The organism is Gardnerella sp. CCPDSM (genome assembly GCF_056754715.1).
In genome coordinates this window covers 254,854-269,053 of sequence record NZ_JBQEQO010000002.1, presented here as the reverse complement: position 1 = coordinate 269,053, position 14,200 = coordinate 254,854, and the positions used below count along the sequence as shown (strand labels likewise).

Below are 14,200 nucleotides of genomic sequence, written 5' to 3'. Positions count from 1 at the left end.
AAACACGAGACAAATTCCCCACGTTTGGAGCAAAACACCACACCAAACCCTCCAAACGCGAGAAAAGTTGCGCACATTTGGAGCGCAACACAAGCAATAACCCTCCAAACGCGAGAAAAGTCGCGCACATTTGGAGCGCCAAACCAGCCACAACCATCCAAACGCGAGACAAACTCCCCGCGTTTGGAGCAAAACACCACACCAAACCCTCCAAACGCGAGAGAAATTACCGGCAAATGTGGTCAAAGAAATAATCAAGCTAAGAGTTTTTGCGCTCGTTCACGAGTGTGGTAAGCTGCCAAATTTCTTCGCCAACGTCAATTCCGCGCGGACACTGCCTTGAGCACGCACGAACCGACTGGCACGCGCTAATACCGTCGCTGCTATCTACTAAATCAAGACGATGCTCAGTTTCACTATCTCTGGAATCGTAAATAAAACGCGCCGCGTTAATCAAAGCAGCAGGCCCCATAAACGCCTCTCCTCCGGCGTAAATTGGGCATATTCCTTCGCAAGCTCCGCACATAATGCAGTTACTTAAAAGCTCAAATTTTTGCAACTCTTCAGGGTGCTGCAAAAATTCAATAAGCTTAAGTTTCCCTTCGGTATTTCGCACAGAAACGTCCGCTGCTTGTAAATAAGGTTCTAAACGTTTTATTTGCGCAATCATAGGCGAAAGATCGCATATAAGATCTCGCTGAACTGCAAATCCTGCAAGAGGCGCAAGCTCAATAATGCCAAAACTGCCATTATTTTGAGCTACAGTTTCTTTAGATTCTCGCAGTAAAATCGGCGATTCTGCTGAAGCCTCTCTGCTTGCCGTGCCGGTTTTTCTAAATCCGCGCGATTGCACGTTATTATTTGCTTCGGGACGCGCGTTCGCGCCTATTGTTGCGCTGCATAGTAGAGTCGGCATTCCGTTGACGTTTGCAGCGTCGGAACCACACACGCCGTGGCCGCAAGAGTAGCGAAAAGCTAAAGTTGGGTCGATTGTGCGCTTAATAGTTAGCAAGCAGTTAAGAATAGTATCCGTGGAACGAACGCGCAAAACGTAATCTTGAACCCAATGCTTGCCTTGAATGCGCTTCATAGAAGGTACAGAAGATTCAGCAGCACTATCTTCTTTTTGTGCAGAATCTACTTTTGCAAAAGGATTACTACGCTTTTTTCGAGCAAAAGGACTTTCGTGACGTTTTCGCACGAGTTTCGTAGCGTCTTCAGAATTTTGCGTTTCTTCGCACGGCGCAAAGCGGGAAATACGCAAAGTAACAAGCGCAGTGTTATTGCTAAGCTCATTACTCATTGCGCGCTACCTCCAATTACGTACTACTATAGTTTGCCACAATACTTGCACAGAACTATAACCGATTGCGTCGTTATTCATTCATGTGGATACCAGTGTGGTAGAGATTTGAGATTTTTCGCACTGAACGAAGGCGGACGTCAGAGCCGAAGGCTGCTGACAAGCCGAGCGAAGAAGAAAAATCGAAAAATCTCTGCGATTTGCACGGTTATTAAAGATTAAACACGCAGAGTTTGGGGGATTTCTCTACGAGCAATAAAAGAGGACTGAGGAAGCAACGTTCTTTCAAGAACAAAGCAGACAGTAAAACCTTTAACAGCCAAAGCGACGAAGGACGGGAACTTGCGAGGAGAGAAATCCCCCAAAACTCGCGCCACATTAAACGAATTGCAATATAAACTTATACGCAACTGTAAAAGAATTATCACTTTCGCTTAAAATGCGACTCGATTAATCTTAATTAGTGCCGGACGCAATGCGCACGGCTTCTAGCGGATCGTCTGTAATAGCAAATAAGTGCGGATCGATTGAGGAAATCAATCCGCGGCTAGTTACAGTAGATTGCAACCAATCAATTAAGCCCTTCCAATATTCGGTTCCAAAAAGCACAACCGGCACGCGCGTCACCTTATGCGTTTGCACAAGAGTTAAAGCCTCAAACATTTCATCCATTGTGCCAAATCCGCCAGGACACACAATAATTCCGGAAGAATACTTCATAAACATTGTTTTTCTAACGAAGAAGTATCTAAACTGCATTCCGAGATTAATCCACTTATTCAAACCCTGCTCGTGCGGAAGCTCAATACCCAAACCAACCGAAGTGCCACCAGCTTCTGCAGCACCGCGATTCGCAGCCTCCATAATGCCAGGACCGCCACCAGTTATAACCGCAAAACCGCGCTTTACAAGCTCCGCACCAATCGTTCGAGCAGCAGCATACTCCGGCTCACCATCTTTTATGCGCGCAGAACCAAAAACGCTAACAGCTTTACCCAAGCCCGCAAGAGCATCAAAACCGTCAACGAACTCAGCTTGAATACGAAGCGCACGCCACGGATCAGCACTTCGCCAATCCCACTTATTATCTCTATCTGCTCCAACGCCCGTTGCAAGCTGTTGAGTACTATCTTTGCGAAGAAGCGTTTCGGTAGTGCTTTCTTTAGGAATCATAGAGCCTCGCATAAGCACAGAGCCGCGATGATACGTGTTATTCCATGGAGGAACATCTACTGAAAAATCCTCTTGACTATTCATAACTATTCCACACTCCTAAAAATACTTTAGATAGTCCTAAAAACCAGTTGCAAAACCAGTTACAAAACTAGCTGCAAAACTAGTTACAAAAGTTAATCTTCAACTTCGTCCAACTCTTCTTCCATATGCTTCGATTGCATAGAAAGCAAGAATCCCGAAACGCCAGCAGCAACAATAGAAGCAACAAGAACACCAAAACGTGCCTCTGCAGACAAATCTGCGTCCGAATACGCAAGAGAAGCAATAAGTAGCGAAACCGTAAAACCAATACCGCATGCGCACGCAGTTGGAAGCAAATCTACTACGCGCAAACCATCTGGAACTTTTAAGCCAAAAACGCGCTTTGATAACCAAGCAGTTATCATAATTCCCAATGGTTTTCCAATAACAAGAGCAATAGTTATGGCAATAAGAATTGGAGATAAGAATAATTCCCACGTAAGCGTTTCAAAATGCACGCCGGTTGCGAAAACAGCAAAAATAGGCAACGCAACTAAAGCAGATACAGGCTGAATTTTTTGGCGATAACGCTCCGCGCGCAAAGTTTTTTCGCCGTGAACTAAATGCGCAGGAGTAAGAAGACCAACCATTACGCCGGCTAAAGTTGGGTGCACGCCTGCTTCGTACATCATTACCCAAGCAACCATGCCAACTAGCGCCACAAGCGGCCAAGGCACACGCTTAAGACGCACTAAAGTAGTCCAAATAAGTCCGCAAATAACTACGCCAACAAACCAATACCACGCGTTTAAAGAAGAGAAGAATACTGCAATAAGCGCAATGCCAAGCAAATCGTCAACAGTTGCAAGAGTCATTAAGAACGCGCGCAAAGCATGCGGCAAAGTTTTTGCAAATAGCGCAAGAACCGCAAGAGAGAATGCAATATCGGTTGCTGTTGGAATAGCCCAACCGTCACGAACCATATCCAAGGTTGGCAAAGCGCCAGAAGTAAGACGCATAATCTCCTGCCCTGCGTGAAGTTCTGAAAATATGGTTACTGTAGCAACAAACAGCAAAGGTGGCATAATCATTCCGCCTACTGCGCAAATCATTGGCATTGCAGCAGCGCGAGGATCCGAAAGAGAACCTGCAATAAGCTCATGCTTTAAATCAAGACCAACAGAAAGGAAGAAAATAGTTAGCACGCCGTCCTGTACCCAGTGGCTAATCGACATGTGAATATTAGTAAAAGGAATGCCAATATGCGTATGCGAAACTGCCTCAAAAATTGGCGCAGTTACAGGAATATTAGCAAGAAGAAGGCCAGAAAGAGCAAATCCAAGCATAATTAAGCCCGAAATTCGCTCATTATTAGCAATATTGCAAATTATTCTCCAACTACGTCGTAACATGCGTAATTATTTCCTCTCTAAGTTATAAAAAACACGCTAAAAAATAAACTAATTTTGCAGCACTTTTTAGTATAACCGAGAGGGATAAACCAGCGAGTTGAGATAAAAAAAAACGCGAGGCAAATGCTTCGCGTTTTGTTTGTGCGCCAGACAGGATTCGAACCTGCAACCTTCTGATCCGTAGTCAGATGCTCTAATCCGTTGGGCTACTGGCGCATGTTTTCCGGCCTCAAGAACCTCGTTCTTGTTTCCGGCAACTTGACTAATATACAACCATCTGCTTAAAAACACAAACCCCGGCGTGTCGGCCGGGGTTTATTGTATTTGCGCGCACAAACTACTGGCGGCTGCTAAGAACTTTGTCTACCATTCCGTAATCTTTAGCTTCTTGAGCAGTTAGAATAGTGTCAACTTCAATATCTTTATGAATGCGCTCAATATCTTGACCAGTATGCTTTGCAAGCGTATTTTCCAGCCAAGTGCGCAAGCGCAACATTTCTTTAGCTTGAAGCTCAATTTCAGTTGCTTTGCCAAAATCTTGACCCATTGCAGGCTGATGAATAAGCACCCTAGCATTAGGCAAAATCATGCGCTTACCTTGAGCTCCAGCCGCAAGTATGATTGCAGCAGCAGAAGCAGCCTGACCCAAGCACACTGTTTGAACATCCGGCTTAATGTATTGCATAGTGTCATAGATTGCAGTCATAGCAGTCATAGAACCACCAGGCGAATTAATATACATCATCACGTCGCGATCCGGATTCATGCTTTCCAACACAAGAAGCTGAGCCATAATATCGTCAGCAGAAGTGTCGTCAACCTGAACGCCCATAAAAATAATACGATCGTCAAACAGCTTCGTGTACGGATCTTGAGTTTTTAAACCATAAGGCGTTTGCTCACCAAATTGAGGCAAAATATAACGGTTAGTAAAACGCTGAGCGGAAGCAACACCGCCAAAACCAGCTAAACGCTCCGCGCGCGCCACAAACTTTGCTTCTTCACTTGCCATAAGTTACTCCTCACCACGCATAGAAGCAGGAGTGGTCACAATCTTGTCTACAAAACCATACTCCAACGCTTGCTTAGCAGTAAACCAGTGATCGTACTCGTTATCTCGGTAAATTTCCTCAACAGTATGACCAGTCTGCTTCGCTGTTAATTCAGAAAGCGTTTTCTTCATATCCATAATCAACTCTGCGTTAATACGAACATCCGTAGCAGTGCCGCCAACGCCGCCAGAAGGCTGATGCATAAGCACGCGCGCATGAGACGTAATATAACGCTTACCAGGCGTTCCAGAGCTAAGCAGGAACTGACCCATTGAAGCAGCCATACCAACTGCAATAGTTGCAACATCCGGCTCGATTAGCTGCATAGTGTCGTAAATTGCCATACCGGCGGTAATAGAGCCGCCAGGAGAATTAATATACAACCAAATATCCTTCTTAGGATCTTCTGCAGCAAGCATCAGCATCTGAGCGCAGATGACATTAGCATTCTCGTCTTTTACTTCAGATCCCAACCAAATAATGCGATCTTTTAATAACCGGTTAAAAATAGGATCGGTTGGGGATGCCGCTTCAGCCTGTTCCATCACGGGAGAAGTTGTAAAAAGCTCAGTCACATTATCTCCTTACCATAAATGATTATTACTAGATTATCGTGTGCGCGTGACCGTAAAACAAGAATGCGAAATAAAACGCTCAACACAATTAGCTACAAAATTAGACACGATTACAGCAAATAGCATAAGAATAAGTAGTGCAAACGGTGCGTTTACTAGTTCCGCAACTAAAAGCCACGCCATAATTGGAGCTTTTCTGGAAGACGCAAGTAAAGAAGCGGCACCAATAATAGCTACAGAAATTGCAGATACTTGCGGAATTGCAGATACTTGCGGAATTGCAAAAACTTTAGAAATACCAGATACTTGCGAAATACCAGATACTTGCGAAATACCAAACGCCGAAGAGAAAATAGCGTATAAAATCACGCCGACGCAAGCGCCAGTTGAAATACTCGGCTGCAGCACGCCGCCAGAAGCACCGCATCGCAAAACAAGCAAAGTCGCAAGCATTTTCATTACTGCAAGAATCAGCAAAATAATAGTAATATTTGAGCTAGCTGCCGCATGCGGAAGACTATATGCAGAAAAAGCAAGCTGCGAAAGCGACCTGCCATTGCCCATAATATGCGGAAACCAGCAAGCAGTGATACCAATAATTAAGCCGGCTAGAGGCATAAAATACAGCATTTTTGCGCCGCGCAAAGCATGAGTGCGACACCAAATAATACCCAAGCGAAAAACGTAACCAACTAAACCACACACCGCACCAACAGCAACAGCTAAAGCGCAAACTTGCCAAGAAATCGCGCAAGAAAATTGAGGAATGTTATAGTATCGAAAATGATGCAGTAAAAATTCAACAACAAACGCCGAAACATAATTCATAACAAGAGCAAAAGGCAAGCAGCGCAAGCGCTCTGAGCGCGCAATATTTTTAACTACATTAACTATTGCATTTCCATTTTCGCGATTTAGCCACGCGTAAAAACCAAAGCCCTGAGATTTATTAAGCAAGCCTAGCGAAAGCACAGTGCCAGCTAAAGGCGCATGATACACTGCAGCCAAGCCGGCGCCTGCAGCGGAAGCAACAAGTATGCGCTGAGTTTTATAAGACAAGTGAAAAATACTGCTGAAATGCTGCGCAATCATTGCCGCCAATTCTCGCGGAGCTACTTCCCTGCCGATTGAAATTCCAGAACCAACAATGCCGATTTGCAGCAAAACATGCGCAATAGTAGAGAAAATTGGCATTTTGTTTCCGCTAACAGCTTGCGGAATAGTAATGATTCGAGGAGGATTCTTTCTTTTTCGAAGAAAATACCACGCTAGTGCAGCAATAGTCATCGCTATTGTGCAAGATAGCACGTAACGATACCAAGGAAGCGCTGAAAAAACAGTATTTTTAGCAGATTCAACTGATCCAAAAGCCAAGTATTGCGCTGCGTAAAAAACAAGCGTAAGAACTGTTGCGCCTAAGCCGGTAAGAATGCCAAGAAGAATAGAGGCTGCGGCAAAACGCGCTACTCGAATTGCGAAATTAAGTAATCGGCTAAATCTGCTACGAGCTTCAAGCTTCGTTTCAGCACTACTATTCATAACGTCTCGCAATTCTTAATAAAGTTAAGACCCGGCAGAAAATAATTCCGCCAGGTCTTAATTAAAGCCGTTACGAAGTAACGCAGAATTTAGTTAATTCTACTCTACTTCTACTTGGAAAGCTCGTCAGCAACAGCAGCAGCCTTAGTTGCAGCTTGTACGCTTTCGTCTTCCTCGTCATCCTCAGACAAGAATGCGCTCAAATCGAGAGCCTCGCCGCCGGAAACGAACTTTACAGCACGCATACCAGCAAGCAAGCCCTTAGAACGAGCAACTTCCTGCACTGCAGAACCAAGCTGACCATTGTTAACGATTGCGTTAATGAACTGGTTTGGATCCATGCCGTACTGCTGAGCAACAGAAACCAAGAAGTTGGTAACGTCTGCCTGGGACACAGAAACATCAAGGCTTTCTGCCAAAGCATCGAGAACCATCTGGTCGCGAAGTTCCTTCTCCGCAGCCTCCTGAGCCTCATCCTTCTGCTTCTTAGTAGCCTTTTCAGGATCTGGAGTCATGCCCTTCAAATGCTCAGCAACAGCCTTATCGAGCACACCCTTAGGAACAGGAATCTCAACTTCTTCCTGAAGCTTTGCAAGGAATGCGTCACGAGCGTTAGTGGCCTGACGACCTTCAGCAGCCTGCTCACAAGCCTTGCGAACATCTTCCTTCAATTCCTTCAAAGTATCGAACTCGGAAGCTTCCTTAGCGAACTCATCATCAAGCTCTGGCAATTCCTGAGTCTTTACGGAATTAACCTTAACCTTAATCTGAGCCTTCTCGCCCTTGTGCTTACCGGATTCAAGAGTTCCCTCAAAAGTGGTCTCTTCGCCGGCGGAAAGGCTATCCAAAGCCTCATCCAAACCGTCAAGCAACACGCCGGAACCGATTTCGTAGCTTACGCCTTCCTGAGCGTCAACTACTTCGTCGTTAATGCGAGCTTCCAAATCAATATTGGTGAAATCGCCCTTAGCTGCAGGACGATCAACACTCACCAAAGTAGCAAAGCGCTGACGGAGGCTTTCCAAGCGAGCCTTCACGTCCTTGTCGGAAACCTTTGGCTTCTCAACTTCAATCTCAACGCCCTTGAACTTGTTCAACTTGAACTCTGGACGACGCTCAACAGTGACAACAAACTTAAGAGTTGCGTCTTCAGCAGTTGACGTAGGAACTTCCTGAACGTCAAATTCTGGCTGATCCATTGGGCGAATCTTCTTTTCCTCCAAAGCCCTAGAATAAAACTCTGGTACAGCGGAATTTACGGCTTCACCAGCAACAGCTGCGAAACCGACGCGCTGATCTACGATCTTACCTGGCACGTGTCCCTTGCGGAAACCTGGTACATTAATTTGCTTAGCAATATCTTTACGAGCTTCGTCCAAGAATGGCTTGAAGTCTTCGAGATCTGCGGTAATGGTGAGCTTAACCTTAGTTGGCTCAAGATTCCTGACGCTGATTTTCACGCTTGCGCTCCTGAAATTACGTTTTTCTTATCTCTGCCGTATGGCACAACCGTTACATAATAGCGCGAGTTACGGACTCAGCAATAAGCTCAACTTGCCAAGGCCTAGCGCCCTGCTCTAAAAGAAAGTCTGAAACATTAATTTCAGCAATATTATCGTTCCAGCAAAGGTTGCGAATAATTTGCGGTTTGATAATAGTATCTACCGGAGTATGCGTGTCTTCTGCAATAGTATTAAGAACCGCTCTAATTCCTTGCAATTGCTCATATCTAGCAGGATGATGATCCTTCCAATAGCGCATAGAACGCGGCGCACTTTGCGAGTCTTTAGATTCAAGAGAATTATGCAATCCAGATGATTCAGAAGATCCAGAAGATTCAGAAGATCCAGAAGATACGTGCGAGTCGTGCGCGTCGTGCGATTCTGCGTTCATTTCTCCATTTGGAAACATTTGTAGCGCGTCGCCCATAGCTGTTTCGCCAGATTCAGCACGCAAAATTGCTTGTTCAATAACTTTTTTCCAATGAGAAGGCTTGATTTTTCTTTGAATTGGAGCGTAACGTTCGAACATTTTATCTTGCTCACTGCCAGTGTGTATTCTTACGCGCTCATTTAATGAACGAATGCTACGAAAAGCACGAGAATTACTAGGCTTACGTTTACCTGCTTCAATAATTGCAGCGTCAGAAAGTAAAAGCGTTGGCGCAATATCATACTGTCGAGCTAAAGAATCTCGATCTTCCCATAAATATTTCGCAATAACCAAACCAACACGATCGTGCATAAGCACATTTATATGCGATATTTTAAGCCACGGACGCGGATGCGGAGCTTTCTTTTGCGCACCTTTTTTAAGTAAGTGCGCAAATTCTTCTTCCGCCCACAAAAGCTTACCTTGCTTTTTTAGCTCGCTTCGCATAACTTCTTCTAATTCGATTAGTAACTCAACGTCTAAAGCAGCGTAATTTCGCCAATCTCTAGGAAGAGGACGATAAGACCAGTCCGCTGCGGAATGCTCCTTTGCGAGGGTAAGCCCTAAATAATATTCAGTTACCGAACTTAAACCGAAGCGCTTTCTGCCGAGTAATTTAGCCGCAATCTCGGTATCAAATAAAGCACGCGGACGCAAACCAATGTCGAAAAATCCTGGCAAATCTTGCATCGAATCGTGAATAATCCAAGGCGCATCCCCTACTGCCTCGTTAAACTCATGCCAGTCAACACCAAGATTCTTAAGCGCCACAGGGTCAAGCAATCCAATTCCTGCACCTTTGCGCTTAAACTGAATCAACCAATCTTCATGACTGTAACGAAAACCGGAAGCTCGCTCGGCATCTGCAGCTAAAGGACCTGAGCCTGCTGCCAACAAGCTACAATAATCTTTATATGCTGCAAGCGTATCAATGACTTCTGGAACTCCTTCTCTAGGCTCTTTTAAGAGCTTTGGTTCCTCGTTCAAGTACGCCTCCCGACTGCATGCTTTAGCCAAATTCTTACGTTTTTTGCAAAATATTCTGTAGTTTTTGCAAAATATCCGTAAAAAATATTTAAGCCGTGTTATAGATTATGCATCTTTTAACACGGCTTCAACTTTCGCACACAACTGCGACTAATCAAAAATAAATAATCAATTAAATAATCAATTAAATAATCAATTAAATAATCAATCTGTTTTATTGTTTTATTCTTATTGAGTTATGCGCTTAACAAGCCTAGTTTTAAGGAATCTAGTAAGAGTAAATGCGACTGCCGAAACTAAAACTGTTGGAATAACGTAGAGAGCGTGTAAACCTAAATCGCTTATTGGGTAAGTGGCAAGTTCTGTAGCGATAGTTATAGCAATAGATATTATTGGCACTTCAATAAGAAGTTTCTCATCGAAAGCCGCAACGATATTTATCGGCAACAAAATTATCGGCAAAACAATTAAAATAATAATCGCTGTGCCAAAGCCAAACTGATCGTTACACCGTGCAAAAACAGCTAACGCTAATGCAAAAGCTAATGCAATCCAACAACCTATTCTGCGCTTCATTGCGTATCCTTTCTCTAAAAAGGGTGTTTGTGTAATTATACAAAATCCTTTAAAAAAAAAAACAATACTATACGCAAAGATTGCCTAAATTACAGTTACATTTTTGACGCAGTCTAAATGCAGTCTAAACGCAATCTAAACGCAGTCTAGTACACTACAAAACCGTGGTCTTTGAACTGGTTTACAACTCGCTCTTTTAGTGCTCTAGAAGGCCCTTTTTGATTCTCAAGAGGGTACGGAATTCGAAGCTCATGCCACTTTGGGCGGCCTAGTTGATGGAAGCCAAGCACGTCAATATGCTCAACAGCATCACCAAATGAATCGCAAATCTCGGCAACTTTTTCAACGTTTTCTTCGCTGTCAGTCAAACCTGGAACAAGCACAAAACGCACCCAAATCTTCTTACCAGCCTTCGCCAAGCGCTGACCAAAGTCAATAGTTGGCTGAAGCAAACCGCCGGTAACTTTTTTATACGTTTCTTCAATACCAGATTTAACATCTAGCAAGCAAAGATCAATGTCGTCAATCATTTCGTCCGTGTAATTGCGATTTAAAAAGCCGGAAGTATCCAAGCAAGTATGCACGCCCATTTCTTTTGCGGCACGAAATACGCGAGATACAAAAGCTGGTTGCATCATGGATTCGCCGCCAGAAAATGTGATTCCGCCGCCGGTTGCTTTAAAAAGACTTTGATAACGGTCGACTTTTTTAATCATCGCATCCAAGTAGACAGGCTTTCCGTCGCGCATTTTCCAAGTATCAGGATTTTGGCAGTACTGGCAGCGAAGCGGGCAGCCGCTCATAAACACTGTCATGCGAGTGCCAGGGCCATCAACAGAAGTGTTAATATCCCACGAATGCACAAACCCAATATCGCCAGTTTTAAGAGCAACTAAGCGGTCTTTTCTGTCCAGCCCAATTGGAGATTCAAATCCAGAAAGTCCACCCATTAAAGTTTGGCGAGCATACTCTTTTGATTCCTTTAGCATATGCTGAGTTGTGGTACGAAACGCTGTGTTTTCAGCCATCTAACTGCCCTCCAAACTGTTTATAGATAATAAATAAATAATATACGAAATTAACAAAAGCCGGGAGCGAAACTAGCCTCGCTCCCGGCGGTGTTTACTAATCAACCAAATCAGTCAGTAACTGAACCCTGGTGGAATGTACGAGAAATAACGTCGAGCTGCTGCTCCTTAGTGAGCTTCACGAAGTTCACTGCGTAGCCGGAAACTCGAACCGTCAAATGCGGATACTTTTCTGGGTGCTCAACAGCGTCCTCAAGCTGTTCCTTACGCAAAACGTTGATGTTTGCGTGGTACAAGCCGTGGCCGTTGCCAGCATCCAAAATACCAACAAGGTTGCTAATGCGCTCGTCTTCGTCACGACCCAAACCGTCTGGAGTAATGGTGTTCGTAAGCGAAATGCCGTCGAGAGCATCGTCGTAATCAATCTTGCCAACGGAGAACATTGACGGAAGCATGCCGTGAGAATCCATGCCGTTTTCTGGGTTTGCACCTGGAGCGTAAGGAGTACCCTTCTTGTGGCCGGATGGGAAGGAACCAGTGTTCTTGCCGTACTCAACGTTAGAAGTAATAGTCAAGATGGACTGAGTTGGAACAGCGTTACGGTACACAGGCAAACGCTTTACCTGACCCATAACAGTGCTTACAACCCACTTTGCCAAGTCATCAGCGCGATCGTCGTCGTTACCATAAACTGGGAATTCGCCAACAGTCTTGTAACCAACGATTAAGTCGTCGTCTGCGCCCTCGATGTACTCGTACTCGTGGCCTTCAGTGGTCTTAGCATCCTTGTTGTAGATTGGGTAAACCTTCGCATACTTCAAAGCAGCCAAGGAATCTGCAGCAATAGACAAGCCGGACATGCCGCAACCAAGCGTACGGTAGACTTCCCTATCATGCAAAGCCATTTCAATGGACTCATAAGCGTACTTATCGTGCATGTAGTGGATGATGTTCAAAGCCTCAATATAGGTTTCGGAAAGCCATTCCAAAGCCTTCTCGTAGTTGGCCTTAACCTTCTCGTAATCGAGAGTGCCGTCAGCTTCTGGCTTGATTGGGTCAATAACGCCCTTATCAATAACCTGCATGCCGGTCATTTCGTCGCGGCCACCGTTAATAGCGTAAAGCAAAGCCTTAGCAGAGTTCACGCGAGCTGCGAAGAACTGCATTTGCTTGCCGACGCGCATTGGGGAAACGCAGCAAGCAATAGCAGCGTCATCGCCCCAGTGCTCACGAATGTCTTTATCGGACTCGTACTGGATTGCAGAAGTGTCGATAGAAATTCGTGCGCAGAAACGCTTGTAGGCTTCTGGAAGCTTTGGATCCCAGAAAATAGTGATGTTTGGCTCTGGCCCTGGTCCAAGATGCTCAAGAGTCAAGGTGTTGAGCAAACGGAACGAAGTCTTGGTTACGAAAGTGCGACCATCCTCGCAGAAGCCTGCATCGGACCAAGTTGCCCAGTAAGGATCACCAGAGAAGATTGCGTCGTAATCCTTAGTACGCAAGAAGCGCACAATACGAAGCTTCATAACAAGAGCGTCAATAATTTCCTGAGCGTCGGTTTCGTTAATTAAGCCGGCCTTCAAATCGCGCTCAAAGTAGCAATCGAAGAATGCAGAAACGCGGCCAAAGCTCATTGCAGCGCCATCCTGGCTCTTAACAGAAGCAAGATAGCCCATGTAAGTCCACTGCACAGCTTCCTTAGCGGTTTGAGCTGGGCGGCTCAAATCCAAACCGTACTCGTTACCCAAGTTAATAAGCTGCTTCAAAGCCTTAATCTGCTCATCGTGCTCTTCGCGGAAACGAATCCAATGCTCAATCTCGGTCTCGGTAAAATCGTTACGGTATGGAATCGAATCCTTATCGCGCTTCTTGAACTCAATAAGCATGTTTACGCCATAAAGAGCCACGCGACGGTAATCGCCAATAATACGACCGCGGCCGTAAGCATCTGGCAAACCGGTTAAAATCTTGTTGTGGCGAGCAATCTTAATATTCTTGGTGTAAACACCAAACACGCCATCGTTATGAGTCTTGCGGTAGACGGTGAAGATCTTCTTAATTTGAGGATCTACTTCCTTGCCAGCTTCCTTAATAGCCTGCTCAACCATGCGCCAACCACCGTTTGGCATCATAGCGCGCTTGCAAGGCTCATCAGTTTGAAGACCGACGATTACGTTATCTACTTCTGGGCTTTCAATGTAGCCAGCTGGCATTGCGTCAATGCCTGCAGGAATGTGGGTTTCAACATCGTAAACACGACGCTCACGCTCGACTGCCAAGTAGTTGTCGTCGAGATACTTCCACATGTGCTTCGTTTTTTCAGTGGCATCAGCCAAGAAGCTTTCGTCGCCTTCATACGGCGTGTAGTTCTTCAAAATGAAGTCACGAACGTCAATATCTTTCTGCCAGTTTCCAGTTTCGAAACCGTCCCAAGCTTTGGTGCGAAGATCCTCCTCATTGAGAACGGAAGCATCGACTAAGGTCATGTTTAACTCCTTTTATAACAGCAACGCATCTTCACGCCGCCCTAATTAACTATGTTAAAGCATAGGCTAACGCACACACGCGTAGTTTTGGAAAAAATCAAGTGACTTGCGTC

At 45.0% G+C, this 14,200-nt stretch carries 11 protein-coding genes and 1 tRNA gene; all 12 read right to left on the bottom strand.

What is annotated here, in order from left to right; translation table 11 throughout:
• Positions 1–259: 259 nt before the first annotated feature.
• Positions 260–1,303 carry a succinate dehydrogenase/fumarate reductase iron-sulfur subunit gene (locus ACTJLE_RS02265; RefSeq protein WP_481267255.1) on the bottom strand — a complete coding sequence of 348 codons (1,044 nt, stop codon included), beginning with the start codon at positions 1,301–1,303 and terminating at the stop codon, positions 260–262.
• A gap of 456 nt (positions 1,304–1,759) precedes the next feature.
• Positions 1,760–2,560 carry an LOG family protein gene (locus tag ACTJLE_RS02260; RefSeq protein ID WP_481267254.1) on the bottom strand — a complete coding sequence of 267 codons (801 nt, stop codon included), beginning with the start codon at positions 2,558–2,560 and terminating at the stop codon, positions 1,760–1,762.
• 92 nt (positions 2,561–2,652) lie between these two features.
• A complete protein-coding gene (locus tag ACTJLE_RS02255; protein ID WP_481267253.1) occupies positions 2,653–3,912 on the bottom strand; it encodes a Na+/H+ antiporter NhaA in 1,260 nt (419 codons plus the stop codon).
• Positions 3,913–4,054: 142 nt separating this feature from the next.
• Positions 4,055–4,128: transfer RNA gene (locus tag ACTJLE_RS02250), tRNA-Arg, on the bottom strand.
• A gap of 121 nt (positions 4,129–4,249) precedes the next feature.
• Complete coding sequence (locus ACTJLE_RS02245; RefSeq protein ID WP_481267252.1) at positions 4,250–4,924, bottom strand: ATP-dependent Clp protease proteolytic subunit; 675 nt, start codon at positions 4,922–4,924, stop codon at positions 4,250–4,252.
• Between the two features lie 3 nt (positions 4,925–4,927).
• The gene (locus tag ACTJLE_RS02240) at positions 4,928–5,539 is read right to left on the bottom strand and encodes an ATP-dependent Clp protease proteolytic subunit (protein ID WP_481267251.1); all 612 of its coding nucleotides are present in this window, start codon (positions 5,537–5,539) and stop codon (positions 4,928–4,930) included.
• A gap of 33 nt (positions 5,540–5,572) precedes the next feature.
• Positions 5,573–7,078: a chloride channel protein gene (locus tag ACTJLE_RS02235; protein ID WP_481267250.1), complete on the bottom strand. Its 1,506-nt coding sequence runs from the start codon at positions 7,076–7,078 to the stop codon at positions 5,573–5,575.
• A gap of 110 nt (positions 7,079–7,188) precedes the next feature.
• Entirely contained in the window at positions 7,189–8,538 is a 1,350-nt protein-coding gene (gene tig / locus ACTJLE_RS02230) for a trigger factor (protein WP_481267249.1), read from the bottom strand.
• 52 nt (positions 8,539–8,590) lie between these two features.
• Complete coding sequence (locus ACTJLE_RS02225; protein ID WP_481267248.1) at positions 8,591–9,997, bottom strand: HRDC domain-containing protein; 1,407 nt, start codon at positions 9,995–9,997, stop codon at positions 8,591–8,593.
• A 228-nt stretch (positions 9,998–10,225) separates the two neighbouring features.
• Entirely contained in the window at positions 10,226–10,573 is a 348-nt protein-coding gene (locus ACTJLE_RS02220) for a hypothetical protein (protein ID WP_481267247.1), read from the bottom strand.
• A gap of 146 nt (positions 10,574–10,719) precedes the next feature.
• On the bottom strand, positions 10,720–11,601 hold the full coding sequence (gene pflA / locus ACTJLE_RS02215; protein ID WP_016831444.1) for a pyruvate formate-lyase-activating protein: 882 nt from the start codon (positions 11,599–11,601) through the stop codon (positions 10,720–10,722).
• Positions 11,602–11,711: 110 nt separating this feature from the next.
• The gene (gene pflB / locus ACTJLE_RS02210) at positions 11,712–14,087 is read right to left on the bottom strand and encodes a formate C-acetyltransferase (protein WP_481267246.1); all 2,376 of its coding nucleotides are present in this window, start codon (positions 14,085–14,087) and stop codon (positions 11,712–11,714) included.
• Positions 14,088–14,200 lie beyond the last annotated feature (113 nt).

What these genes read in the sequence shown, in the direction of transcription:
- ACTJLE_RS02245 (WP_481267252.1), bottom strand. Translation starts at nt 4,924, where the DNA reads ATGGCAAGTGAAGAAGCAAAGTTTGTGGCGCGCGCGGAGCGTTTAGCT.
- ACTJLE_RS02265 (WP_481267255.1), bottom strand. Translation starts at nt 1,303, where the DNA reads ATGAGTAATGAGCTTAGCAATAACACTGCGCTTGTTACTTTGCGTATT.
- ACTJLE_RS02260 (WP_481267254.1), bottom strand. Translation starts at nt 2,560, where the DNA reads ATGAATAGTCAAGAGGATTTTTCAGTAGATGTTCCTCCATGGAATAAC.
- pflB (WP_481267246.1), bottom strand. Translation starts at nt 14,087, where the DNA reads ATGACCTTAGTCGATGCTTCCGTTCTCAATGAGGAGGATCTTCGCACC.
- ACTJLE_RS02255 (WP_481267253.1), bottom strand. Translation starts at nt 3,912, where the DNA reads ATGTTACGACGTAGTTGGAGAATAATTTGCAATATTGCTAATAATGAG.
- pflA (WP_016831444.1), bottom strand. Translation starts at nt 11,601, where the DNA reads ATGGCTGAAAACACAGCGTTTCGTACCACAACTCAGCATATGCTAAAG.
- ACTJLE_RS02220 (WP_481267247.1), bottom strand. Translation starts at nt 10,573, where the DNA reads ATGAAGCGCAGAATAGGTTGTTGGATTGCATTAGCTTTTGCATTAGCG.
- ACTJLE_RS02235 (WP_481267250.1), bottom strand. Translation starts at nt 7,078, where the DNA reads ATGAATAGTAGTGCTGAAACGAAGCTTGAAGCTCGTAGCAGATTTAGC.